Here is a 22,953-nt window from a genome sequence, read left to right as displayed (position 1 = left end):
CAGGGTATTACATCGGGAGGATCGGATGACCGGGACAGCGACGGGCACCGACTGGCGGGCCTGGCAGACGAGCTGGGACCGCCAGCAGGAGTGGTACATGCCCGACCGTGAGGAGCGCTTCCGGGTGATGCTCGACATGGTCGAGGCCTTCACCGGACCCGCCCCGCGGGTGCTCGACCTCGCCTGCGGTACGGGAAGTATTACGGACCGGCTGCTCCGCCGGTTCCCGGAGGCCACCAGCACCGGCGTCGACCTGGACCCGGCCCTGCTCGCCATCGCCCGCGGATCCTTCGCCGGGGACGAGCGGGTCACCTTCGTCACCGCCGACCTCAAGGACCCCGACTGGACGGCGAAGCTCCCGTACGACTCGTACGACGCCGTCCTCACCGCCACCGCCCTGCACTGGCTGCACAGCGAACCGCTCGCCGCGCTCTACGGGCAGATCGGCGGCCTCGTCCGCGACGGCGGCGTCTTCATGAACGCCGACCACATGATCGACACGAGCACGCCCCGGATCAACGCCGCCGAGCGCGCCCACCGGCACGCCGGCATGGACCGGGCCAAGGCCGCCGGGGCGGTCGACTGGGCCGAATGGTGGGCCCTGGCCGCCAAGGACCCGGTCCTCGCCGGACCGACCGCCGAACGTTTCGTCATCTACGGCGAGCACGCCGACGGTGACATGCCCTCCGTGACCTGGCACGCGGACACCCTGCGCGCCTCCGGCTTCGCCGAGGCCCGCGCCGTCTGGTCCTCGCCCTCCGACAGCCTGGTCCTCGCGGTGAAGTAGCCGGCCCCACCCTCCGGCGGCCCTGCCGCGCACCTTCCGGCCTCCCGGTTCTTGCGGTGCGGCGGGGCGGGGGAGAACCATGGCCCGGGGCGGTGCGGACGACGGTCCGTGCCGCCCCGCCAACATTTCCGGAAGCCCCTGCAACCCCGGCGCCCACCCGCCGCACTGGAAGGGTGAGACGGTCCGCGCCCGCGGACCAGGAGAGGGGCGCTGACGATGCGGAGCGATGACGACGCCGCGCTGCACGCCTTCGTCGAGAGCCGACGCACCGCACTCTTCCGCAGCGCGTATCTGCTCTGCGGCGACCGGCACGAGGCCGAGGACCTGGTCCAGGCCACGCTGGTCAAGGTGGTGCTCGGCGGACGGCGGCACGGACGGCTCGACAACATCGAGGCGTACGCGCGCAAGACGTTGGTCAACACCTTCATCGCGGCCCGCCGCCGGTTCTGGCGGCGCGAGCACTCGTACGGCGAACTGCCCGACCGGGCGGCCCAGGCACCCGACACGGACACCGGCCTCGCGGTACGGGCGGCGCTCGCCCGTCTCACGCCCAGGCAGCGGGCCGTACTGGTGCTGCGCTACTGGGAGGACCTGAGCGTCGAGGCCACCGCCGCGGTGCTCGGGATGCGGGAGAACACGGTCAAGAGCCACACGGCTCGGGGGTTGGCGGCGCTGCGCGCCGAGATGGCGGAGGAACTGGTATGAGCGACGTACGGGAACTGCTGGGGCGGGCCGCGGAGGACGCGGGGCACCCGGTGATCAGCACCGAGGTGGTGTACGCGAGGGCCGCACGGGTCCGTCGGCGTCGCCGGGCCGCGGTGTCGGCCGCCGCGGTCTGCGCGGTCGCGGCGGGGGCGTTCGTCCTGCCCGGCCTCACCGCCGGACCGGAGAACAGCCCGCAGACCGCGTCCGTGGCCGCCCCGGTCACGGCCGACGGCGGCCGGGCCGAGCGGCTGGCCGCGCTGCTGCCGAAGGAGACCGGGGCGATTCAGCAGGTGTCGCTGGCGCAGATCATCAAGAACGCGACCCCCGCCCAGGCCAAGGAGAAGTACTACGGACCGCTGGACGGGCAGTACGCCGTGCGCCGCGACGGCGGCGTCGGCTATCTGACCATCAGCCTCCAGTCGGCGAAGTTCCTGGAGAAGAAGCGCGGTGGCTTCCCGCCCGAGGCCGACCTGTGCCACCCGGGCAACGGCGAGCCCGCGCCCACCGACTGCGTCCGTGAGGCGCTGCCGGACGGCCGGGTGCTCACCCTCTGGAGCGACGCCATGGAGTACGGCGCCGGCACCCTGCAGTGGGGGCCCGAACTGGTGGCCCGCCTCACGCTGAAGGACGGATCCGAGCTGGCCGTGCGCGACAGCACCGGTTTCGAGTCCGACCGTTCGCAGGGACCGCTCCTGAAGACGCCGCCGCTCACCCGCGAGCAGCTGCGGGCCCTCGTGCTCCGGCCGGAGCTGGTCGCGAAGAAGTAGCCGGCCGCCGGGACACGACGAGGGCGGTACGGAACCGGTCCGTACCGCCCTCGTCGTGTGCGTCCTACAGCACCTTCGACAGGAACGACTTCGTCCGGTCGTGCTGCGGGTTGGTCAGGACATCGCGCGGGTGGCCCGATTCGACCACCACACCGTCGTCCATGAAGACCAGCGCGTCGCCCACCTCCCGGGCGAAGCCCATCTCATGCGTGACGACGATCATCGTCATCCCGTCCTCGGCCAGTCCGCGCATCACGTCCAGGACATCGCCGACCAGCTCCGGGTCGAGCGCCGACGTCGGCTCGTCGAAGAGCATCAGCTTCGGCTCCATGGCCAGCGCGCGGGCGATGGCCACGCGCTGCTGCTGACCGCCGGAGAGCTGCGAGGGGTAGTTCCTCGCCTTGTCGGACAGCCCGACGCGGTCCAGCAGGCGTTCCGCGCGGGCGCGGGCGACCGCCTTGGACTCCCGCTTGACCTGGACCGGCGCCTCCATGACGTTCTCCAGCGCCGTCATGTGGGGGAACAGGTTGAAGCGCTGGAAGACCATGCCGATGTCCCGGCGCTTCAGGGCGACCTCGCTGTCCTTCAGCTCGTAGAGCTTGTCGCCCTTCTGGCGGTAGCCCACCAGTTCGCCGTCCACGTACAGCCGGCCGGCGCTGATCTGCTCCAGGTGGTTGATGCACCGCAGGAACGTCGACTTGCCGGAACCGGACGGGCCGATCAGACAGAAGACCTCGCGCGGGGCGACCTCCAGGTCGATGCCCTTGAGGATATGCGCGGCGCCGAAGGACTTGTGGACGCCCTCGGCCTTCACCATGGCGGTCATGCCATGCCTCCCTTCGGGCGGCCCAGCGACAGCACGTTGGCCCTGAGCTTCTGGAGCGGTGTGGGCGGCAGGCTGCGGCTCGATCCACGCGCGTAGTACCGCTCCAGGTAGTACTGGCCGATGCTGAGCACGGAGGTCATGATCAGGTACCAGGCGGCGGCGAGGAAGTACATCTCCACCGGGGACCCGGAACTCTGCCCGATGTCCTGGGCGTTCTTGAAGAGTTCGTAGAACTGGACGGCCGCCACCAGCGAGGTCGTCTTGAGCATGTTGATGACCTCGTTGCCCGTCGGCGGCACGATCACGCGCATCGCCTGCGGGATGATCACCCGGCGCAGCGTCTTGCTGTGGCTCATGCCCAGCGCGTGCGAGGCCTCCGTCTGGCCCTCGTCGACCGAGAGCAGACCGGCCCGGCAGATCTCCGCCATGTACGCGGCCTCGTTGAGGCCGAGTCCGAGCAGCGCCGTCAGCAGCGGCGTCATGAAGCTCGACCAGTAGTCCTTGTAGATCGGCCCGAGGTTGATGTACTCGAAGACCAGACCCAGGTTGAACCAGACGAAGAGCTGGACGAGGACCGGGGTGCCCCGGAAGAACCAGATGTAGAACCACGCGATCGACGAGGTCACCGGGTTCTTCGACAGGCGCATCACGGCGAGCAGCACACCGCCCACCACGCCGATCACCATCGACAGCGCGGTCAGCAGCAGCGTCTGGCCGACGCCGTCGATGATGCGGTCGTCGAAGAAGTAGTCCGGGACGGCACCCCAGTTGATCTTGCCCTGGCTGAAGGCGTAGACGATCGAGGCGAGTGCGGCGATGGCGACGACCGCAGCGACGTACCGGCCGTAGTGCCGGACCGGGATCGCCCGGATGGCCTCCGGGGCGGCCGTCGCGGCGGCGAGGGGTGCGGCCGGCCCGTCGTCGGGGCCCGTCTTCTTGATGTCAGTCACGGCTGATGCCTTTCAGCGCCGGATCCGGTCAGGATCCGCCGTTCACCTTGGCCTCGGTGACGGCACCGGCCTCCACGCCCCACTTGGCGATGATCTTCTCGTACTCGCCGTTCTTGATGATGGCGTCCATGGCCGCCTTGATGGCCTTGGTCAGCTGGTCGTTGCCCTTGGCGACGGCGATGCCGTACGGGGCGGCCTCGACCTGCTCGCCGACGAGCTGGAAGTCCTTGCCGCCGCCCGAGGTCTTCACCGCGTACGCGGCGACCGGGAAGTCGGAGGAGCCGGCGTCGGCACCGCCCGAGCGCAGCCGGGTCTGGGCCTCCAGGTCCGTGTCGTAGGACTCGATGGCGATCTTCTTGCCGCCTGCGCACTTCTTGGACTCGGCCTTGGCCAGGTCGTTGGAGACCGTGTTGCGCTGGACGGCGATCTTCTTGCCGCACAGGTCGGCCCAGCTCTTGATCCCCTGGTCGTCGCCCTTCTTGGTGTAGATGGAGACGCCAGCGGTGAAGTAGTCGATGAAGTCGACGCCCTCGCCGACCTTCTTCTTCGTCTCGGGGTCGATACCGTTCTGACGGTCCTTGGTGTCGGTCATGGCCGACATCGCCAGGTCGTAGCGCTTGGCGCGCAGACCGGTGATCAGGGTGTCGAAGGTGCCGTTCTCGAACTGGAACTCCACGCCCAGCTCCTTGCCGAGCGCGGCGGCGAGGTCGGGGTCGATGCCCACGGTCTTGCCGGACTTGTCCTTGAATTCGACCGGCGGGTACGCGATGTCCGAACCGACCTTGATGACGCCCTTGGACTTGATGTCCGCCGGAAGCAGGTCGGCGGGGGAGGACCCGCCGTCGCCCGACTGGGCCGAGGCCGAGGCGGCGTCGCTCGTGTCGTTCTTCGTCTGGTCGCCGCAGGCGGTCAGCAGCACGGTGCCGGCGACCGCGATGGCGCCGACCGCGGCAAGCCGGGACTTAGCGGATCGACGGATGGTGCGTGCGGTCATGATGGGGCTCCTCCGGCAGGTGAGGGGGGTGTTGCCAGGCGGTTGACACACAGCGTCGGGAGTCGCCGCCTTGTGTGATTACGGCATCTTGCCATTCGGACTAGCCCGAACAGGGGGCGCAGCATGTCAAAATCGGGTAACGGGACACCCCCGTAGCCAGTGGGCCGGCACACACAGGCCGGACCTTTCCCTGGAATCGCTTCTTCCTGCCGGAAGATCCTCCGCCTCGGACCCGTTCCGGGCGGATTTCGTCTCGGTGTGCCGACGGGCGCGTATGTCCCCCTATGAGACGCGTCACCGTGGGCATACGGACTCGTCTGCGGTGCCCCCTGTCCGGTAAGAAGGACGTTTACACCCCTCATCCGGGGCTCAGGGCGCGTGTGCGGCGCGCCCGCGCGTACGTCGTTTTCCCCTGCCGGGGCGGGCCAAATCGCCCGGCGCAGGGCATGTACGCGGTGCCCGCCCACCCCTCCTCAACCAGGAGTGGCCACCCTCAAACGATGAAGACTTAAGGGGTCAACACCATGGCAGCGGAGATCGTCAATCCTCGCAGCGACAGCAGTACGGAGAGCGCCACGGACGAGCCGTTCGATCCGGCCTTCGCGCTCCACCGGGGCGGGAAGATGGCCGTGCGGGCCACCGTCCCGATCCGGGACAGGGACGACCTGTCCCTCGCCTACACACCGGGCGTGGCGAAGGTGTGCAGCGCCATCGCCGAGAATCCCGAGCTCGTGCACGACTACACCTGGAAGTCCCAGGTCGTCGCGGTCGTCACGGACGGCACCGCGGTGCTGGGGCTCGGCGACATCGGACCCGAGGCCTCCCTCCCCGTGATGGAGGGCAAGGCCATCCTGTTCAAGCAGTTCGGCGGGGTGGACGCGGTGCCGATCGCGCTCGCGACCACCGACACGGACGAGATCGTGGAGACCGTCGTCCGGCTCGCCCCGTCCTTCGGGGGTGTCAACCTGGAGGACATCTCGGCGCCGCGCTGCTTCGAGATCGAGCGCCGGCTCCAGGAGCGGCTCGACATCCCGGTCTTCCACGACGACCAGCACGGCACCGCCGTGGTCACCCTCGCGGCCCTGCGCAACGCGGCGAAGCTCTCCGGGCGCGGCCTCGGCGATCTGCGCGGCGTCATCTCCGGCGCGGGCGCCGCGGGCGCGGCCATCGCCAAGTTCCTGCTGGAGGCCGGGATCGGCGATGTCGCCGTCGCCGACCGCAAGGGCATCGTCAGCCGGGACCGCGAGGACCTGACCGACGTCAAGCGCGAGCTGGCCGAACTCACCAACCGGGCCGGGCTCTCGGGCTCGCTGGAGGTGGCGCTGGCGGGCGCCGACGTCTTCATCGGCGTCTCCGGCGGTACGGTCCCGGAGGCGGCCGTCGCCTCGATGGCCCCCGGGGCCTTCGTCTTCGCCATGGCGAACCCGAACCCCGAGGTCCACCCCGACATCGCGCACAAGTACGCGGCCGTCGTGGCGACCGGGCGGTCCGACTACCCCAACCAGATCAACAATGTCCTGGCGTTCCCCGGCATCTTCGCCGGCGCGCTCCAGGTGCGGGCCTCGCGGATCACCGAGGGCATGAAGATCGCCGCGGCGAACGCGCTGGCCGACGTGGTCGGCGACGAGCTGGCCGCCGACTACGTGATCCCGTCGCCGTTCGACGAGCGCGTCGCCCCCGCGGTCACGGCCGCCGTGGCCGCCGCCGCCCGCGCGGAGGGCGTGGCCCGGCGCTGAGTCCGGTCGGGTGAACGCGCGGGGCCGGTGTCTCTCCGGGGACACCGGCCCCTGCCGTTGGCGCGGGGCCGGTGTCTCTCCGGCCCCGCCGGTCCCTGCCGTTGGTGCGGGGCGGCGCGTGTCACAGCCGCAGCCGGTTACGCGGGAGTAGCGCGGCCCCTATCGTCGGCCCCATGTTCGCCGCCTACGCATCCCGCATCGACCGCGACCACCCCCTCAACGGCCTTGAGCTGGGCGAACGCCCGGCTCCCCAGGCGCGTTCCGGGTGGACCACCGTCAACGTCCGGGCCGCCTCCCTCAACCACCACGATCTCTGGTCCCTGCGCGGCGTCGGCCTCGCCGAGGACAAGCTGCCGATGATCCTCGGCTGCGACGCCGCGGGCGTCGACCAGGACGGCAACGAGGTCGTCCTGCACTCCGTCATCGGCCAGACCGGGCACGGGGTCGGTCCCGACGAGCCCCGCTCGATCCTCACCGAGCGCTACCAGGGCACCTTCGCCGAGCAGGTCACCGTCCCCAGCTGGAACGCACTGCCCAAGCCGAAGGAGCTGACCTTCGAGCAGGCCGCCTGCCTGCCCACCGCCTGGCTCACCGCGTACCGCATGCTCTTCACCAACGCCGGGGTGCGGCCCGGCGACTCCGTGCTGGTGCAGGGCGCCGGCGGCGGGGTCGCGACCGCCGCGATCGTGCTCGGCCGGGCCGCCGGGCTCCGGGTGTACGCCACCAGCCGCGACGAGGCCAAGCGCCGGCGGGCCGTCGAGCTGGGGGCCGTCGAGGCGTACGAACCCGGCGCGCGGCTGCCCCACCGGGTGGACGCCGTCATCGAGACCGTCGGCGCCGCCACCTGGTCGCACTCCGTCAAGTCGCTGCGCCCCGGCGGCACCCTGGTCATCTCCGGGGCCACCAGCGGCGACCGCCCCGCGCACGCCGAGCTGACCCGCATCTTCTTCCTGGAGCTGAAGGTCGTCGGCTCGACCATGGGGTCCCGGGACGAACTGGAGGATCTGCTCTCCTTCTGTGCCGCCACCGGGGTACGGCCCGTGATCGACGAGGTGCTGCCCCTCGACCGGGCCCGCGAGGGCTTCGAACGGATGGCCTCGGGGGACCAGTTCGGGAAGATCGTGCTCACCGTCAACCAGGGTTGACACCTTCCCGCTGTCAACGTACGTTGACAGCATGACGGAAGCAACGGATCTCGCCGAGCGCGCCGGCGACCGCGACCCCCGGGTGGGGCTGCGGTCGGTCGCCGCGCTGCGGCGGCTGCTGGAGCAGCTCGAAGCCGTACAGGTCAGAAGCGCCCGGGTGCAGGGCTGGTCGTGGCAGGAGATCGCGGCCGAACTGGGCGTCAGCCGGCAGGCCGTGCACAAGAAGTACGGGAGGCATTGATGTTCGAGCGATTCACCAAGGGCGCCCGCGCCACCGTGACGGGCGCCGTGACCCTGGCCGGACGGGCCGGCGCCGACCGGGTCACCGAGGAACACCTGCTCCTCGCCGTGTACGACACGGCGGAGGGGCGGGCCTCGTTCGCCCTCGGGGCCCTGGGCCTGGTGGACCACCGGGCCGCCGTCGAGACCGCGCTGTTCGAGGCGCGCAGACGCGGCGGCATGAGCCGGGCCGACGCCGACGCCCTCGCGGACATCGGCATCGATCTGACCGCGATCGTCTCCCGGATCGAGGAGGCGCACGGCGAAGGGGCCCTGTGGGACGGCCGCCGGCCCCGGCGCGGCCGCACCGGCACCCCGCGCTTCAGCCGGCCGGCCAAGAAGATCCTGGAGAGGGCGCTGCGGATCGCGCTCGGCCGCGGCGACCGCTTCATCGGCGAGGAGCACCTGCTGCTCGCCCTTACCGCCACGCCCGGCGTGGTCGCCGACGTCCTCGCCGACCACGGCGCGACGTACGCGACGGTCGAACGCGCCCTGTACGGCGAGGGCGGCGCGGGCCAGGAACGCCGGGCGGGCTGAACGGGGGCGGGGCCCCGGCGGCAGGCGTCCCGCCACCGGGGCCCGCCACCGGAGCCCTTGCATCGGAATCCCGACTTCGGAGCCCCTGCATCGGGGTCCCGCCCCCAACGCCCGCCCTGCTTCCCGTCCCTACTTTCCGTCGCTGTCGCTGTCGCCGTCTCCGCGCAGCAGCGCTCCGATGTGCGCCGCCGCCGTGGACAGATGGCGGCGGGCCTCCGCGAGCTGGTCCTCCGTCACCCCCCGGTCCCTGGCCGCGTCCCGGATGTCGTCACGGAAGCGGTCGAGCAGCCGGTCCAGATCACGGGCCGGATCGCCCGTGCCGCCGGTGTCCTTGCCCCACTCGGGGTCCGTGCCGGCGGCGTCCGGCTTGATGTACGGGGCCCAGGTGCCGGTACGGGCGAAGCCGCCCAGCTGGCCGGTGATCTCGGCCAGCCCCTCCCGTACGCCGGCCGGCCAGTCGCCCCGGGCGAAGTGCTCCTGGACCTGGCGGGCGGCGTTCTGCATCTGCTCGCGTGCCCGGTCCTGGGCCTCCTTGGCCTGGCGGCGGGCCCGCTGGGCCTCCTCGCGGGCGCGCCGGGACTCGTCCTTCGCCCGGCGGGCCTGCTCCTTCCACTCCTGCTTCGCCTTGCGCAGTTCCTCCTTCGCCGTGCGCCAGGCCTCCTTGTCGCCCAGATCGGCGAAGTCGCCGAGGTCGCCGAACGGGGAGGAGGACCCGGCCTTGCGGCCGGGACGGGAGGGGCCGGAGTGCCGGGACTCGTCGGCCGCCGCGCGCATCTCGCTGCGCAGCTGACCGGCCGCGCCCCGCACGTCGTCGCGGATCTCGGCGGCCAGCTCCGAGACCGACTCCCTGATCTCCAGCTCCAGATCGGCCAGCTCACCGGTGCGCCCGGCCAGTTCGGCGCGGCCCGCGTCGGTGATCGAGTACACCTTGCGGCCGCCCTCGGTGGCGTGGGTGACCAGGCCCTCGGCCTCCAGCTTGGCCAGCCGGGGGTAGACCGTGCCCGCCGAGGGCGCGTACAGGCCCTGGAACCGCTCCTCCAGGAGGCGGATCACCTCGTAGCCGTGGCGCGGGGCCTCGTCGAGCAGCTTCAGCAGATAGAGGCGGAGGCGGCCGTGGGCGAATACGGGCGGCATGTCAGAGCACCTTTCCGGTCGGCTCGGTGTCGTGCGGACCGTCCTCGGCGGGCGGGCGGCGCAGCAGGGCGATCGATCCCGAGACCGTCGTCGCCTTCAGTGTGCCCGTGCCGGAGCCGAGGGTGCCCGTGATCTTCTTCGCCCCCCACTGGCCGCTGACCCGCAGGTCCTCGAAGCCGTTGGAGACGGAGCCGCTGGCCGTGTTGGCCTCGACCCTCGCGTCGGCCGGATGGGGGAGCCGGATGGCGATCTCGCCGGAGACCGTGGTCAGCCGGATGTCGGCCGGACGGCCCGTGGGGTCCAGGTCGAGCACCATGTCGCCGCTGACCGTTTCGGCCTTCACCGCGGCGCCCGCGCCCTCGACGACGGTCAGGTCCCCGGAGACGGACTGGAAGCGCAGCTCCCCGGTGACGCGCTGGGCCTCCACATTGCCGGAGACGGTCTCCGCGCCGACCGGCCCGGCGAGCCCGACGAGCGTGGTGTCGCCGGTCACGCCGCGGACGTCGGTGCGGCCCCGCACCCCGGAGACGAACGCCCCGGCCCCGACCACGCCGACCTCCACCCGCGAACCGGCCGGGACGGCGAGCGAGACCTCGGCGCGGCGGGTCCAGCCCTTGCGTTCCAGCCACTTGAGGAGGCCGTGCCAGGCCAGGTCCTCGTACGCGACCGTCAGGACGCCGTCCTCCTGGGTGACCACGAGTGGTGGTCCCTCGATGCCGGAGACCTCCAGCCGGGCGGTCGGTTCGTCGGTGCCGACGACATTGACCGTGCCGTTGACGATGCGCACGTTCAGCGCGGTCACGGGTCCCTCGAAGGCGAGCTTGCGCGGCTCGGCGACGGCCCACGTCGACACAGGCATGGTTCTGACCTCCCGGGGAGCGCGGCGACGCAACATATCGCGTCTCTTGAAGAACACGATATATCGCGGATTGGGGAAGTCAAGGCGTGAAGGGAGGGACGGAAGGGCCCCTAGGGCTCCTCTATGCGATCAAAAGAGGTCATGAAGGGTGAAACTGGCCTACGGTGTGGGGCATGGACGCGACCTCACCCGTGGGTGCACTGCTGCTGTGCCGGGCCGAACCGGAGACCGTGCGGCCGGTCGCCCGACTGCTCCGCGACCGGATGCTGCTTGCGCCCGCCGGACACGGCTGGAGCGTGCTGGTGCCCGAGGGGCGCCCCTGGCGTGGCGGCGGGGACGACGGCGGCGTTCCTTCGGAGCCGGGCGAGGTCGTGGAGCCCGTCGACCGGGTGCTCGGCGGCTGGGCCACGGCCCTCGCGGTCGGCTCCACCTGGCCGGTCCTCGCCCTGTGGTGGGACGCCGACCGGGCCGGATACACGCTGGCCGCGGGGTTCCGTCGCCCGGTCGGCTACGTCTGGCTCGCGGACGGGACCCCGGCCGGCGAGGACGAGGCGATGCGGACGTTCGCCGAACGGCTCGGTCTCGACCCCGTCCTGGACGTCCAGGTTCTGGAGGCGCTGACCCGGCCGGACCCGGAGGCCGACGGGCGGGCCAGGCTGCGCGGACTGCTCGCCGTCCTCACCCGCATCGGGCTGGAGCTTCCGCCGGGACTCGACCCGGGCGAGCCCTCGCACCGGCTGGCGGCGGGCGCGGACGCCTGGCCGCACACCGAGCGGATCGCCTGGACCGGCTGGCGCGACGCGGTCCTGGCCGAACTCGACGTGGTGGAGTCCAGCCGCGTCGGCGCCTGGATGCGCGGCCCCCGCGCCCGCGCACTGGCGGGCGCCCAGCTCGTGGCGGGACTGCCCCTGGCGCTGTGGGGCGCGTCCCGGCGCAGCGGCGGCTGGATCGTCGCCGGAACCCTGCTGATGGCGCACGGCGCGCTGGGACTGGCGTACGACCGGATCAGGGACGACGGCCCGGAGGGCGTGCGGGGCGTGTGAGACGTACGGGACGCACCAGGCGTACGGCAGGAGGGCACGGTCTGAGACCGGGGCCCCTGACTCGGTCCGGCCGCTCTGCTCCCGCTCCGGCCCGGTCCTACTCCTCGTCGTCCTCGTCGTCCAGCCGAGCCAGCCACGTGGCCAGCCGCTCGACAGGAACCTCGAAGTCGGGGTTCAGGTCGACGAACGTACGCAGCTGCTCGGCGAGCCACTCGAACGTGACTTCTTCCTCGCCACGCCGCTTCTCCAGCTCCTCGATACCGCGGTCGGTGAAGTACATACCCACAGTTTAAGGGCCTGCCGAACGCCCTCCGAACGCCGTCGGAACGTCCTCCGATCGCTCCCCGATCGCTGTCCGCACGTCCTCCGGCGGCCCTCCGGACGCGGTCGCGGAGCTCTGCGCGGCGGGTCGAGAACCGACCCGCCGCCCCCTCGCGTCATGGTCCATGTCTCTCGCGCCGGTCCTCTGCGGCCGTTAATCTGCGGGGAGTTGGGGAACGGGGGGTTCATGGCGGACAACGGGTCCCGCATCACACGCATCGAGATGCCCGACGGCACACCGGTCTGGGCGCGCGTCTCCGGCGCCGAGGAGTTGGACGGGCCCGAGCCGGGCGGTCTGACGTTCACCGACACCGGGTTCGCCGGTGACGTCGCCGACCGGGTGCAGGCCGGGGTGCAGGCCCGGGTCGAGAGCCTGCACTCCGTGGTGACGAGCGTCGCGCGTTCGCTCGCCGTGCCGCTGCGGGCCGTCCGGCCGGACGAGGTCAGCGTCGAGTTCGGCATCGAGCTGACCGCCAAGTCCGGCAAGGTCGTCGGACTCCTCGCGGACGGCGAGGCCAAGGGCGCGATCAAGGTGACACTGACCTGGAACGGCGGCGGACCGCCGATCGACCCGCCGGTCCCGCCCGCCCCGCCCGCGCATCTCCCGGCCCAGGCCCCCGCACCGGCCCCCGCCGGACCGCCCGCGCCAGCCCCTGCCGGACCGCCCGCACCGGTCCCCGCCGGGTCGCCCGCGCCGCCGCCCCCGCCCGCACACGCCCCCTCCGCGCCCCCGGTGTCCGAACCGTCCGCCGGCGCGTCCGGGGTGGTGCCGCACGCCGGGGCAGACCCCGGCGCACCGGCCCACCCGGACGGCGCGGACGGCACCGGCGGCGGCGGGGCATGACCTCGGACGGCGGCTGGGGCGCAGAGGAGGACCGGCGGCGCTACGAGCGTGCGCTCATGGCCCTCGTCCAGGAGGCCACCGTACGAATTCACCGGCCCCCGCCCGGGTATGCCCCTGAAGGGCCGGGGGACTTCCTGGGGAGCGGCTTCTTCATCGCTCCGAGCTGGATTCTCACGTGCGCGCACGTGGCGACGCGCGGGGAGGGGGGCACGGTGAACGTGGTGTTCCGGAGCGACCGGTACGGCGGGGACCGTGCCGAGGTCCCCGGCCGCGTCGTCGTCGCCCTGCCCGGCGCCCGGCCGCCCGGGGCCACCGGCTGGCCCGCCCCCGATCTGGCGCTCGTCCAGCTCACCCGCCCGGTGGAGCACTCCTGCGTCTATGTCACCGAACGCTCCGGGGGACTGCTCTGGGGCAGCGACATCCGCTGCGTCGGCTGGGCCGACGCGCCCGGCGGCGAACTGAAGCTGCTCAGCGGCGCGTACCGGGTGCGCGGCGCGTACGGGGCCGCCGACGACGTCGACCAGCTCGTCCGGCTGGACGAGGACTGGCTGGTACCGGGCATGTCGGGCGGGCCCGTGGTCGACTTCGCACGCGGCGAGGTGGTCGGGGTCGTCAAATCACAGCTCGACCGGCAGCAGGGCGGCATCGCCGTCGGCATCGAACGGCTGCGGACCCTGACAGTGCCGTCCACACCCGTGGAGGCGGAGACCGACGACGTCTACCAGGCCGTCTTCCACGCCCACGACCGCTACCACGCCGACCGCCACAACAGCGCCGGCGCCGAGCGCACCTGGGCCGACGTGCAGAGCGAACTGCCCGTCCCGCCCGGCGGGGTCCTCGGCCCCAAGCGCCGCGCCGACCTGCTCGGCCGGCTCGCCGACCTCACCCCGCCGCCCAGCACCCGCTCCCTGCTCACCCTCCTCGACGGGCTGCCGGGCGTCTACTCCCACGACCACCGCCCCGCCCCGCGCGGCTGGCGCGACGGTCTGGGCGTCCTCTACGACACCGAGGCCCGCGACCGTACCGCCGGGTTCGAACTGATCGTCCGCTACTGCCTGGGCGTCCTCGCCGCCGACCGGCCCCACGGCCGGCTCTCGGTGCGCAACGCCAAGGCGCTGTGGGGCTGGGCCAAGACGATCGCCGACGTCGAACTGCCCCGCGACCTGCGCCGCCGGCTCGACCAGGAGTGGGCGGACATCCGGCTGGGCCTGGAGCAGAACCGCCAGCAGGCCGCCCCGCCCCCGGCGCCCCCACCGGTCGGCTACGGGGACCGCGACGGGGTCGTCCTCCAGATCGACCAGCAGGGGTGGGCGCGCGGGCAGTACGACTGGCGGGTCTCCGTCGGCCGACCCACCGGCGAGGCGCAGCCCATCGACGAGGACAGCCGGGGCGTGCCGCTCGACACCGTGCCCGACCGGCTCGCCGCCGCGCTGACCGAGGCGTTCCGCCGCTGCGACGAACCGGGCAGCCCGGCCGTGCTCTACGCCGTCGTCGCACCGGGCCAGTTCGGGCTGCCGGTCGACGGCTGGACGCTGTCCCCGGAGGGGCCCTCGCTCGGAGCCGTACGCCCCGTCGTGCTGAGCAGCTCCTACCGCGGACCGGACGGCGTCGGCCCCGACGAGGAGGGGCCCGGCGGCCGGCACGGCGCCTTTGACCCCGGCATCCAGGCCGAGGTGGTCGACTGCGAGGACGATGTGCGGGTACGCGTACCGGAGGTGGCCGGGCTGCGCACCCTGCCGCCCGCCACCGTGCCCGTCCTGTGCCGTTACGGATCACGGCCGGACGCCGAGGCCGCGGCCGGTGTGGTGCGGCTGATCGACGCGGGGTTCGGGGCGGCGCTGATCCAGCGGCGCCCCGCCGAGGCCGATCGCGTGTGCCGCGCCTTCCACCGGGGCGTGGGCCGGACGGTGTCGGAGGCGGGGACCCGCGACCGGCTGCCGTGGGCGGTCCACGAACTGCGGCGCGGGGTGAGCGCCGGGCGCTCGGAGACGTACTGGTCCGACGGCGTCGCCCTCTACGTCCGCGACGCGCCCCACGAACCGCCCGGAGCCGACGACCCGTTCCTGGCGGCGCCGTGAACGGCGCCGTCGGGGGACCGCTCCGACCCGATCCCCGGGGCCGCGCCGGCCGGCCCCTTAACGGGACTGTGCCGGATCGCTACGGTGAGGCGGCGGCGGGCGCGACGGCCGCCGTCCGTGGCGGACGAGTGACATCGAGGAACACGGTATGAGTGAATCCAGCGAGTGGCTCATCTACCGGGGCATCGGCGAACCCCACGACGACGTCCCGCAGTTGCCCCCGCCACCGCCCTGGCGCGATTTCGCCGGGGCACGGGAGGGCGGGCCCGGCGAGAGCGGCTGGGACGAGTCGGCCGACCGCCGCCTGGGCATTCCCGGGCGCGTCGCCGAGGAGCACCGGCCGGGCGCCGAGGAACTGGAAATGATCAACGCGGCGCTTTATCTGCGGCGCCCGCTGCTCGTCACCGGGGACCCCGGGGCGGGGAAGAGCACCCTGGCCCATTCCGTGGCCCGGGAGCTGGAGTTCGGCAAGGTGCTGCGCTGGCCCGTCGTCAGCCGCACCACCCTTCAGGACGGGCTCTACCACTACGACGCCATCGCCCGGCTCCAGGACGTGCAGATCGCCTCGCACGCCGCGGCGGACGGCGGGGAGGCCGCCGACTCGGCCCAGAGCGTGGGCAGTTACATCCGCCTCGGCCCGCTCGGCACCGCACTGCTGCCCTCGGACCGGCCCCGGGTGCTGCTCATCGACGAACTCGACAAGAGCGACATCGACCTCCCCAACGATCTGCTGAACGTCCTGGAGGAGGGCGAGTTCGCCATCCCCGAGCTGGAACGGATCGCGGACCGCCTGCCCGACGGCGAGGCCGTCGTGCTGGACCACGACGGCAACAAGGTGCGGATCAAGGGCGGCCGGGTCCAGTGCAGGGCCTTCCCCTTCGTGGTGCTCACCAGCAACGGCGAGCGCGACTTCCCCGCGCCCCTGATGCGTCGCTGCGTCCACCTGGAGCTGGGGCGCCCCGACCACAAACGGCTGGCGGCCTTCGTCAAGGCGCATCTGGGCGAGGAGGCGGCCCGCTCCAGCGAGGACCTGATCACGCACTTCCTGGAGCGCTCGCGCAGCGAACTCCTCGCCACGGACCAGCTCCTCAACGCCATCTACCTCACCCAGACCGCCGCCCCCACCGGCCGCGACCGCCTCGCGGACCTGCTCATCCAGCGACTCGACCGGCCGAGGTGACGACCAGATGGACGGGGCGGGCGAGGTGAGAGGTGAGGCATCGGCCCCTGGGGCGGATGCGCCTGCCGCAGCGGGTGCCGGGCCGGGGAGCGGTGCGGAGTCGGGGGCTGGTGCCGGGCCGGGGGCGGGTGCTGGGCCGGGGGTCGGTGCGGCGTCCGGGGCGGGTGCCGCGGCTCCGGCCGCCGAGGACGCGCTGACGGCGCTGGTCGTGCGGCTGCGCGGCGCCGGGCTCGACCCCGACGTCGAGCAGCTCTGCGACGCGCTCTGGCTGGCGCGCTGGACCCGTGGCGCGGAAGCGGAACCCGCGGACCGCGCCGAGGACACGGAGGGCGACGGGAGCGCGGGCGGGAGCGGAGCGCCGCCGGAGCGCACCGCGCCGGACCGGCCCGGCGGCGACGCCCCGGGGTCCGGAGGGACCGCCCCGGACCCCGGAGCCGACGAGGACCACGTGGAGGACCCGCCCCGCCCCCGGGGCGACGGCAGGGTCGCGCTGTACCCGCTGCCCGGCCGCTCCGGCCCGGGCCCGGGGGACGGCGACGGTGCGCTCGCAGGCCGGGGCACCCGGGATCCCGGGTCCGCAGCAGACCGGGGCACCCGGTATCCCGGCCCCGGGACCGTGCTCACCTTCGGGGTGCCCGCCGCCCCCGTGCTGCCCGCGCCCATCGAACTGACCCGCGCCTTACGCCCGTTGCAGCGCTACCGCCCCGCGTCGGCGCCGCTGCGCCGCGTCCTGGACGAGACGGCGACCGCCGAGCGCAGCGCACGGGCCGGCGGGACCGTGATGCCGGTGTTCCGGGGCGTGCGCCGGGCGGACGCCATCCTCCAGTGCGTCATGGACGCCTCCACCTCGATGCTGGTCTGGGACCGGCTGTTCGGTGAACTCCAGAGGATCTTCGCCCAGTTGGGCGCATTCCGGGATGTGCAGGCGCGCTATCTCCACCAGGGCCCGGACGGCGGCTGCGCCGTCAGCCGCAGCTCCGACCCGGCCGCCGCCCCGCTGCACTCCGCCGACCGGCTGAGCGACCCGACCGGGCGGCGCGTCACCGTCCTGATCAGTGACTGCGCCGGACCGCTCTGGCACAGCGGCCGGGCCCACCGGCTGCTGCACCAACTGGCCCGGCAGGCCCCGGTCGCCGTACTCCAGCCGCTGCCCCAGCGGATGTGGAACCGCACCAGGCTGCCCGTCACCTTCGGCTCCCTCGCGCGCGGCGACGGCCCCTCCGGGGCGGCCCTCCTCAAGGTCACCGAGGACGCCGGCACCGGCCCGGCCGTGCACCCGGGTGCCCTGCCCGTACCCGTGCTGCCGCCCGTACCGGAGGCGCTGGCCGCCTGGGCCCGGCTGCTGTCGGGGGCAGGGGGCCGGATCGCCGGAGCAGTCGGCTGGGTCCGGGCCGACCAGCCGGCCGCCGCCGCGCAGCGCTCGGGCGGCACGCTCTCCTCGCTGCAACTCGTCAGCCGCTTCCGCTCGGTGGCCTCACCGGCGGCCGGACAGCTCGCCGTCTATCTGGCCGCGGCGCCCCTCTACCTTCCGGTGATGCAGCTCGTCCAGCGCACGATGCTGCCCCATTCCGGGCCCTCCGAACTGGCCGAGGTGCTGCTCAGCGGATTGCTGACCCGCGCGGACGGGGGCGGCGGACGCGGCCAGTGGTACGCGTTCGAGCCCGGCGTCCGGGACGCGCTGCTCGGCCCGCTCGGCCGCGACGAGGCCCTGCTCGTCCTCAAGCACTGCTCGCAGTACATCGAGCAGCGGTTCGGCAAGGGCGGCCCCAACTTCCCCGCCCTGGCCCTGGCCCAGCTGGGCGAGGGCACCCGGCGCGGCAGGGCACGGACCACCGCCCCCGGCACCGCCTGGCCCGGCGAGAACCCCGCCCTGAACACGCACAGGGAGGACCGGGACGAACAGGAGGACCGAGAGGACCGAGCGGACCGGGACGAACTGGAGGATCCGGAGGACCGGGACGAGACGGAGTACGGCGACGAGGCCGGGGCCCGGACCGGCGCGCCCGGCCGGCCGGGCGCCGGGAGCGGCTGGGGCGGTACGGGGGACGGCCTCGACGTCCCCCACGCCTTCGCCGAGGTCGCGGCCCGGGTCCTGGAGCGCTTCATGCCGATGCCCCCGAGCTTCGTGCCCCGCGACACCCCGGTCCCGGACGCGGCGGCCGGCACCAGCCCCGCCGTGGAGCAGGCCCGGTCCCTGGTGCGGCAGTTCGACGCCGACCGATCGGTGCAGCGCCTCATGGACGCCGTACAACTGCTGCGCGGCGCGGCCGAGAACGGGCCCCGGCCCGCCGGCCCCGAGGTCTGGGCCGAGTACGCGCGCTGCGCCCTGCGGCTCTGGGAGGTGCGCGGCGGCGCCGACCTGCTGAGCGAGGCCGGACGCGCGGCCGAACGCGCCGTCGCGCACCCCGGCGCGGTCCGCGAACGCGCGGTGCTCGCCCAGGTCCTGCACGCCGCGGCCGACGACCGGCGGCGCCACGGCGACCGCCGGGGCGCCCTGGACCTCCTCCGCCGCGCCGAACGCGAGTACACCGCCGCCTGCGCCGCCCCCGGCCTGGCCCCCGCCGAGGCCCTGCGCCTCACCCTCGAACGGGTACGCGCGCTGGAGGCGCAGTGGCGGCTCGACGGCGACAGCGCCCTCCTCCAGAGCGCCTGCGGCATGCTGGAGGCCTTCGCCGACTCCTGGCCCGACCAGGAGAACCGCCCGGCCGCCCTGCCCCTCCAGCACGGCCGCACCCTGCTGAAACTCTCCGGAGTCACCGACGACCCGGAACAGTCCCGCCAGTACGCCCGCCAGGCGGCCCGCTCCCTGCGCACCGCCTTCACCCAGGGCACCGGCCACACCGCGAACACCAACGGCCGCATCGTCCTGGACCTCGTGGACGCCCTCCTCGCCTCCGGCGACGAACCGGAGGAGGCCGCGGCCCTGACGGGGCAGGCCCTGGAGGGGGTACGGGACCAGCGCCGGCGGGCCCAGCTCCAGACCAGGGCGGCCAGGGTCGCCGTCGCGCGCTACGAGCACACCGGCGCCCCCGAGGCACTCGACACCGCCGCCGACTGGTTCGCGCGGGCGGCCCGGGGCACCCCGCGCGACTCCCGGGCACACACCGAGCTGCTCGCCGAATGGGGTGCCGTCCTGCTCCGCCGGGCCCGGCTGCCCGCTGGAACCGCCCACGTGGGGGCCGCCGTCCGCGTCCTGCGGGACTGCCGCTCCGAGACCCCGTCCGGCGACCCCCAGCAGTCGGACCGGCTCCTCATGCTCGGCCGCGCGCTGATGCTCCGCCACCACGCCACCGCCGACCGGGTCGACCTCCGCGAGGCGGAGCACCTCTTCCGCCTTGCCGCCCAGGAGGCCGCGGCCCCGCTGACCGCCGCGCGGTGCTGGCTCGACCTGGGCAGGGCCAGTCTGGAGGCCGCCGACGTCCTCGGCCGCCCGGCCCGCCGCGACGATGCCGCCGAGGCGTTCCGGGCCGCAGCCGAATCGGCCGCCGAAGCCGAAGCGGAGCTCGATCATCCACAACACCGCCAAGAGGCCGTCGAGTTGAGTGCTACAGCCAACCACTGGCGGGGTATGACCTATGAAAGAGCGGGACGCCCCCGCGCCGCGCGCGACGCGTACCGGGCGGCCCGCCAGGAGTGGCGCAAACTGCCGGACGACGGCGGTGCCGCCGGCCAGTCCACCGCGGAGCGGCTGACCGAGCTGGAGCGGTGAGGTACCCACGGGGAGGCGTGATGGACGAGGCGACACACGACACGAGGCCGGCCGCGCCCGGCGACGACGGCAGTGGCCCGCCGGCCGCCGGTGCGCTGCCGGATCTGCTGGGACTCGATCTGGAGACCCTGCGCACCCTGGACCACCCGGTGCTGGCCGAGGTGGTCACGGATCTGCGGGGCCGGACATCACAGCCCAGAGAGATGCTCTGGGGGTTCCAGAGCGCCTTCTGAGACCGTGCCCCGCGCGACCGGGACCGGACCCGGCGCGGCGGTGCGGTCACGGCGGGGAGCACGACCGGCCACCACGCCACCGCCCGGGACGAACCCCTCCTCGCCGCGCGCCGGGGCCTCGTACCCCGGGCCGGTCGGGGGTGCGTTCCGGCAGCCGCACCAGTTCGGGGGTACGGGAGTGTCTCGTCGGGTGACACCGCGGGAGGACGACCAGGCGCGGCCGCACCCGCGCGTGCCGTTCGGGCAGTTCATCGTGAAGGTCCACGGCCGGTGCAACCTCGCCTGCCGGTACTGCTACCTGTACGAGGGGCCGGATCGGACCTGGCGGGACCGGCCCGCCGCGGCCGGACCGGCCGTCCTGGAGCGGGTCACGGACCGGATCGCCGAGCACGCGGCCACCCATCGGCTCCCGCGCATCGCCCTCGTCCTCCATGGCGGTGAGCCCCTGCTGGCGGGGCCCGACCGGCTGGCCGCCCTCGCCGACCGGATGCGTGAGCGCGCTCCCGAAGGCTGCGCGGTCCACACCGTCGTCCAGACGAACGCCACGCTCCTCACCGACGCGGGCATCGCCACCCTCGCCCGGCACGGCATACGCATCGGCATCAGCCTGGACGGCGGACTCGCCGCCCACAACACCCTGCGCGTCGATCACGCGGGCCGCCCCTCCTGGCCGGCCGCCTCCCGGGGCGCCCGGCTCCTCGCCGAGCGGCACCCGGACGCGTACGCGGGCGTCCTGACCGTGGTCGACCCGCGCACCGACCCCCTGGAGATGTACGAGTCACTGCTCGCCCTGCGCCCGCCCGCTCTGGACCTGCTCCTCCCGCACGGCAACTGGACCAGCCCGCCACCCGGCCTGGAGGACCGGACCGGAGCGCCCCGGGGCCCGGGATCCGGCAGCCCCACTCCGTACGGGGACTGGCTCTGCGCGGTCTTCGACCGCTGGTGGCCGGCGGCCCGGCGGGAGACGCGGATCCGGCTCTTCGAGGAGTGCGTCGCCCTGCTCCTCGGCCTGCCGGGCGCCACGGAGTCCCTCGGCCTCGACCCCCTCAACGCGGTCGTGGTCGAGACCGACGGATCGATCGAGCAGGTCGACTCCCTCAAGTCCGCCTACGACAACGCGGCGGCCACCGGGCTCGACATCTTCCACCACACCTTCGACGAGGCCCTGCTGCACCCCGGTGTCGCCGCCCGTCAGGCGGGCCCCCACGCCCTCGCCCCCGCCTGTCGCGCCTGCCCGCTGCTGTCCGTCTGCGGCGGCGGGCACTACGCCCACCGCTACCGTGCGGAGAACGGCTTCCGCAACCCCTCCGTCTACTGCGCCGACCTCGAACGGCTGGTCCGCCACGTCGCCTCGCGGCTCGCAGAAGCAACCGCAGGAGACCCCCCATGACCCCCGCCCCGCCCCCGCGTCTGCTGCGCGAACTGGGCCGCACCGAGGGCGGAACCGACGCCCTCGGCCTGCTCGTACGCGACCAGGACACCCGCCGTCTGATCCTCCTCAGAGCCGTGCTCGACGCGGCGGAGGCCGCCCCCGCCTCCGTCTGCCCGCCGTCGCTCCTCGACCGGCTGCGGGCGGACTGGGCCCTGCTGGAACGGGCCGAGCGGTCCGGCCGGCACGCCGTGCGCACGGTGCTGTTCCATCCGATGACCGGCCCCTGGGCCCAGCGGCTGCTGGCCGGCCTCACCGGCGCGGACGCCCCGGGACCCGTCCCGCGAACCGACCTCGGCCATCTGACCGCGCTGGCCGTGGCGGCGGCCGTCCGGGCCGGGGAGCCCTGCACCGTCCGCATCGAGCCCCGCGACGGCCTCGCCGTACTCCCCACGCTGGGAGCGGTCCGCACGGGCTCCGGCCCGGTCGCCCTCACCCACACGGAGGGCCGGATCACGATCCGGCCGACCGACGGGCCGCCCCTGGCCGCCCGCACCCAGCCGGACTCCACCGTGACCTCGGCCGACCCCCGCTGGATCCCCCTGCCGGCGCTTTCCGCCCTGCTGCCCGGAACCGGGACGGTACTTCTCGACGACCTCGACCCGTACCGGGGCCGGACGGGCGCACTGCCGCGCCAGGGCCTCGGCGGCGTCGTCCGCACGGACGACCAGGAGCGCAAGGCATGGGCCGCATGCTGGGCGGGAGTGGATCACGCGCTCCGGGCCGGGGGCGAGCACCGGCTGACCGAGGCGGCCGTGCTGCTGCGGTGCCTGGTGCCGCTCGGCCACCCGCCCGGCTCCGGGGACGGAGGGACGGCGTCGTGCAGCGGAACCCGGCGGGAGGCGTTCGGCGCGGTGCTCAGCAGCAGGCCGCCCACCCCCGCTCACTTCGCCGCCACCCTCGTCCACGAACTCCAGCACACCAAACTCTCCGCGCTCACCACCCTCGTCCCCCTGCACCACGAGGACGCGGCACCACGCCACTTCGCCCCCTGGCGCCCCGACCCCCGGCCCTTCGACGGCCTGCTCCAAGGCGCGTACTCCCATCTGGCGCTGGCCGACTACTGGCAGCGGCTCGCCTGCGGCGACCGGCGTCTCATCTCCCGCGACCAGGCGTGGGCGGAGCACGCGCGCTGCCGGGAACAAGTGGGCGCGGTGCTGCCCGCGCTGGCCGGTTCGGCGCGGCTGACCCCCGAAGGCCGCCTCCTGGTCAACGAGATGATCACGCTCTACCACCGGATGGACGATTGTCCGCCCCCCGCGGGTCATCTCGCCCGGGCGAAGGCGTACGTCAGCACCGTCAGGGTGATATGGCAGCAGAGGAACGGCTCGCGACGTCAGGAGCGGCCACCGCGATGACGACCGGAGCCGACCGCTCCGGTGTATCTTGACAAGGCT

At 73.7% G+C, this 22,953-nt stretch carries 21 protein-coding genes; 15 read left to right on the top strand and 6 right to left on the bottom strand.

Going from position 1 to position 22,953, the window contains the following annotated elements:
• Positions 1 to 25: 25 nt before the first annotated feature.
• From ACWCXC_RS25435 to ACWCXC_RS25425, 3 genes are all read left to right on the top strand, one after another.
• Positions 26 to 787: a class I SAM-dependent methyltransferase gene (locus ACWCXC_RS25435; RefSeq protein ID WP_450682750.1), complete on the top strand. Its 762-nt coding sequence runs from the start codon at positions 26 to 28 to the stop codon at positions 785 to 787.
• A gap of 216 nt (positions 788 to 1,003) precedes the next feature.
• Positions 1,004 to 1,492, top strand: coding sequence for a SigE family RNA polymerase sigma factor (locus ACWCXC_RS25430; protein WP_450682751.1), 489 nt, complete (start codon positions 1,004 to 1,006; stop codon positions 1,490 to 1,492).
• Positions 1,489 to 2,259, top strand: a complete 771-nt coding sequence (locus tag ACWCXC_RS25425) for a hypothetical protein (RefSeq protein WP_450682752.1) — start codon at positions 1,489 to 1,491, stop codon at positions 2,257 to 2,259. Before ACWCXC_RS25430 ends, ACWCXC_RS25425 begins: the two co-directional genes overlap by 4 nt.
• A gap of 64 nt (positions 2,260 to 2,323) precedes the next feature.
• On the opposite strand, the gene ACWCXC_RS25420 is transcribed toward ACWCXC_RS25425, so the two are convergent.
• From ACWCXC_RS25420 to ACWCXC_RS25410, 3 genes are read right to left on the bottom strand one after another with little or no spacing between them, the layout of a single operon-like run.
• Positions 2,324 to 3,085: an amino acid ABC transporter ATP-binding protein gene (locus ACWCXC_RS25420; RefSeq protein WP_450682753.1), complete on the bottom strand. Its 762-nt coding sequence runs from the start codon at positions 3,083 to 3,085 to the stop codon at positions 2,324 to 2,326.
• Positions 3,082 to 4,035 carry an amino acid ABC transporter permease gene (locus ACWCXC_RS25415; protein ID WP_450682754.1) on the bottom strand — a complete coding sequence of 318 codons (954 nt, stop codon included), beginning with the start codon at positions 4,033 to 4,035 and terminating at the stop codon, positions 3,082 to 3,084. The genes ACWCXC_RS25420 and ACWCXC_RS25415 overlap by 4 nt, the downstream gene beginning before the upstream one ends.
• A gap of 28 nt (positions 4,036 to 4,063) precedes the next feature.
• The gene (locus tag ACWCXC_RS25410) at positions 4,064 to 5,029 is read right to left on the bottom strand and encodes an ABC transporter substrate-binding protein (protein ID WP_450682755.1); all 966 of its coding nucleotides are present in this window, start codon (positions 5,027 to 5,029) and stop codon (positions 4,064 to 4,066) included.
• Between the two features lie 524 nt (positions 5,030 to 5,553).
• On the opposite strand from ACWCXC_RS25410, the gene ACWCXC_RS25405 reads away from it, so the two are divergent.
• The 4 genes from ACWCXC_RS25405 to ACWCXC_RS25390 all read left to right on the top strand — a co-directional run bounded on the left by ACWCXC_RS25405 (position 5,554) and on the right by ACWCXC_RS25390 (position 8,726).
• On the top strand, positions 5,554 to 6,765 hold the full coding sequence (locus ACWCXC_RS25405; RefSeq protein ID WP_450682756.1) for an NAD(P)-dependent malic enzyme: 1,212 nt from the start codon (positions 5,554 to 5,556) through the stop codon (positions 6,763 to 6,765).
• A 173-nt stretch (positions 6,766 to 6,938) separates the two neighbouring features.
• Positions 6,939 to 7,910, top strand: a complete 972-nt coding sequence (locus ACWCXC_RS25400; RefSeq protein WP_450890620.1) for a zinc-binding dehydrogenase — start codon at positions 6,939 to 6,941, stop codon at positions 7,908 to 7,910.
• 31 nt (positions 7,911 to 7,941) lie between these two features.
• Positions 7,942 to 8,151, top strand: coding sequence for a sigma factor-like helix-turn-helix DNA-binding protein (locus ACWCXC_RS25395; protein WP_266782775.1), 210 nt, complete (start codon positions 7,942 to 7,944; stop codon positions 8,149 to 8,151).
• Positions 8,151 to 8,726, top strand: a complete 576-nt coding sequence (locus ACWCXC_RS25390) for a Clp protease N-terminal domain-containing protein (RefSeq protein WP_450682758.1) — start codon at positions 8,151 to 8,153, stop codon at positions 8,724 to 8,726. Before ACWCXC_RS25395 ends, ACWCXC_RS25390 begins: the two co-directional genes overlap by 1 nt.
• 129 nt (positions 8,727 to 8,855) lie before the next feature.
• Here ACWCXC_RS25390 and ACWCXC_RS25385 read toward each other — a convergent pair whose 3' ends face one another.
• Together ACWCXC_RS25385 and ACWCXC_RS25380 are read right to left on the bottom strand one after the other, a co-directional pair.
• Positions 8,856 to 9,860, bottom strand: a complete 1,005-nt coding sequence (locus ACWCXC_RS25385) for a helix-turn-helix transcriptional regulator (protein WP_450890619.1) — start codon at positions 9,858 to 9,860, stop codon at positions 8,856 to 8,858.
• A 1-nt stretch (position 9,861) separates the two neighbouring features.
• The gene (locus tag ACWCXC_RS25380) at positions 9,862 to 10,719 is read right to left on the bottom strand and encodes a DUF4097 family beta strand repeat-containing protein (protein WP_450890618.1); all 858 of its coding nucleotides are present in this window, start codon (positions 10,717 to 10,719) and stop codon (positions 9,862 to 9,864) included.
• Positions 10,720 to 10,892: 173 nt separating this feature from the next.
• Here ACWCXC_RS25380 and ACWCXC_RS25375 point away from each other — a divergent pair, with 173 nt between their 5' ends.
• Positions 10,893 to 11,762 carry a hypothetical protein gene (locus ACWCXC_RS25375; RefSeq protein ID WP_450890617.1) on the top strand — a complete coding sequence of 290 codons (870 nt, stop codon included), beginning with the start codon at positions 10,893 to 10,895 and terminating at the stop codon, positions 11,760 to 11,762.
• A gap of 97 nt (positions 11,763 to 11,859) precedes the next feature.
• On the opposite strand, the gene ACWCXC_RS25370 is transcribed toward ACWCXC_RS25375, so the two are convergent.
• Positions 11,860 to 12,042: a DUF6104 family protein gene (locus tag ACWCXC_RS25370; RefSeq protein ID WP_005312030.1), complete on the bottom strand. Its 183-nt coding sequence runs from the start codon at positions 12,040 to 12,042 to the stop codon at positions 11,860 to 11,862.
• Positions 12,043 to 12,270: 228 nt separating this feature from the next.
• Between ACWCXC_RS25370 and ACWCXC_RS25365 the strand changes: the two genes are divergently transcribed.
• From ACWCXC_RS25365 to ACWCXC_RS25335, 7 genes are all read left to right on the top strand, one after another.
• Entirely contained in the window at positions 12,271 to 12,927 is a 657-nt protein-coding gene (locus tag ACWCXC_RS25365) for a CU044_2847 family protein (RefSeq protein WP_450682762.1), read from the top strand.
• Entirely contained in the window at positions 12,924 to 15,005 is a 2,082-nt protein-coding gene (locus ACWCXC_RS25360) for a VMAP-C domain-containing protein (RefSeq protein WP_450682763.1), read from the top strand. Before ACWCXC_RS25365 ends, ACWCXC_RS25360 begins: the two co-directional genes overlap by 4 nt.
• A 148-nt stretch (positions 15,006 to 15,153) precedes the next feature.
• Complete coding sequence (locus tag ACWCXC_RS25355; RefSeq protein ID WP_450890616.1) at positions 15,154 to 16,185, top strand: AAA family ATPase; 1,032 nt, start codon at positions 15,154 to 15,156, stop codon at positions 16,183 to 16,185.
• Between the two features lie 208 nt (positions 16,186 to 16,393).
• Entirely contained in the window at positions 16,394 to 19,894 is a 3,501-nt protein-coding gene (locus ACWCXC_RS25350) for an SAV_2336 N-terminal domain-related protein (protein WP_450890615.1), read from the top strand.
• 20 nt (positions 19,895 to 19,914) lie between these two features.
• A complete protein-coding gene (fxsA, locus tag ACWCXC_RS25345) occupies positions 19,915 to 20,127 on the top strand; it encodes an FxSxx-COOH cyclophane-containing RiPP peptide (RefSeq protein WP_450682766.1) in 213 nt (70 codons plus the stop codon).
• A gap of 190 nt (positions 20,128 to 20,317) precedes the next feature.
• Positions 20,318 to 21,517, top strand: coding sequence for an FxsB family cyclophane-forming radical SAM/SPASM peptide maturase (locus ACWCXC_RS25340; protein WP_450890614.1), 1,200 nt, complete (start codon positions 20,318 to 20,320; stop codon positions 21,515 to 21,517).
• Entirely contained in the window at positions 21,514 to 22,914 is a 1,401-nt protein-coding gene (locus ACWCXC_RS25335) for an HEXXH motif domain-containing protein (protein WP_450890613.1), read from the top strand. The genes ACWCXC_RS25340 and ACWCXC_RS25335 overlap by 4 nt, the downstream gene beginning before the upstream one ends.
• Positions 22,915 to 22,953: the final 39 nt, after the last annotated feature.

This window comes from Streptomyces sp. NPDC001515, from assembly GCF_053597115.1.
Note: the sequence above shows the minus strand (reverse complement) of the source record. Positions and strands in the feature narration are given on the sequence as shown.

What these genes read in the sequence shown, in the direction of transcription:
- ACWCXC_RS25360 (WP_450682763.1), top strand. Translation starts at nt 12,924, where the DNA reads ATGACCTCGGACGGCGGCTGGGGCGCAGAGGAGGACCGGCGGCGCTAC.
- ACWCXC_RS25380 (WP_450890618.1), bottom strand. Translation starts at nt 10,719, where the DNA reads ATGCCTGTGTCGACGTGGGCCGTCGCCGAGCCGCGCAAGCTCGCCTTC.
- ACWCXC_RS25420 (WP_450682753.1), bottom strand. Translation starts at nt 3,085, where the DNA reads ATGACCGCCATGGTGAAGGCCGAGGGCGTCCACAAGTCCTTCGGCGCC.
- ACWCXC_RS25390 (WP_450682758.1), top strand. Translation starts at nt 8,151, where the DNA reads ATGTTCGAGCGATTCACCAAGGGCGCCCGCGCCACCGTGACGGGCGCC.
- ACWCXC_RS25385 (WP_450890619.1), bottom strand. Translation starts at nt 9,860, where the DNA reads ATGCCGCCCGTATTCGCCCACGGCCGCCTCCGCCTCTATCTGCTGAAG.
- ACWCXC_RS25395 (WP_266782775.1), top strand. Translation starts at nt 7,942, where the DNA reads ATGACGGAAGCAACGGATCTCGCCGAGCGCGCCGGCGACCGCGACCCC.
- ACWCXC_RS25410 (WP_450682755.1), bottom strand. Translation starts at nt 5,029, where the DNA reads ATGACCGCACGCACCATCCGTCGATCCGCTAAGTCCCGGCTTGCCGCG.
- ACWCXC_RS25365 (WP_450682762.1), top strand. Translation starts at nt 12,271, where the DNA reads ATGGCGGACAACGGGTCCCGCATCACACGCATCGAGATGCCCGACGGC.
- fxsA (WP_450682766.1), top strand. Translation starts at nt 19,915, where the DNA reads ATGGACGAGGCGACACACGACACGAGGCCGGCCGCGCCCGGCGACGAC.
- ACWCXC_RS25375 (WP_450890617.1), top strand. Translation starts at nt 10,893, where the DNA reads ATGGACGCGACCTCACCCGTGGGTGCACTGCTGCTGTGCCGGGCCGAA.
- ACWCXC_RS25400 (WP_450890620.1), top strand. Translation starts at nt 6,939, where the DNA reads ATGTTCGCCGCCTACGCATCCCGCATCGACCGCGACCACCCCCTCAAC.
- ACWCXC_RS25425 (WP_450682752.1), top strand. Translation starts at nt 1,489, where the DNA reads ATGAGCGACGTACGGGAACTGCTGGGGCGGGCCGCGGAGGACGCGGGG.
- ACWCXC_RS25405 (WP_450682756.1), top strand. Translation starts at nt 5,554, where the DNA reads ATGGCAGCGGAGATCGTCAATCCTCGCAGCGACAGCAGTACGGAGAGC.
- ACWCXC_RS25335 (WP_450890613.1), top strand. Translation starts at nt 21,514, where the DNA reads ATGACCCCCGCCCCGCCCCCGCGTCTGCTGCGCGAACTGGGCCGCACC.
- ACWCXC_RS25370 (WP_005312030.1), bottom strand. Translation starts at nt 12,042, where the DNA reads ATGTACTTCACCGACCGCGGTATCGAGGAGCTGGAGAAGCGGCGTGGC.
- ACWCXC_RS25430 (WP_450682751.1), top strand. Translation starts at nt 1,004, where the DNA reads ATGCGGAGCGATGACGACGCCGCGCTGCACGCCTTCGTCGAGAGCCGA.
- ACWCXC_RS25435 (WP_450682750.1), top strand. Translation starts at nt 26, where the DNA reads ATGACCGGGACAGCGACGGGCACCGACTGGCGGGCCTGGCAGACGAGC.
- ACWCXC_RS25355 (WP_450890616.1), top strand. Translation starts at nt 15,154, where the DNA reads ATGAGTGAATCCAGCGAGTGGCTCATCTACCGGGGCATCGGCGAACCC.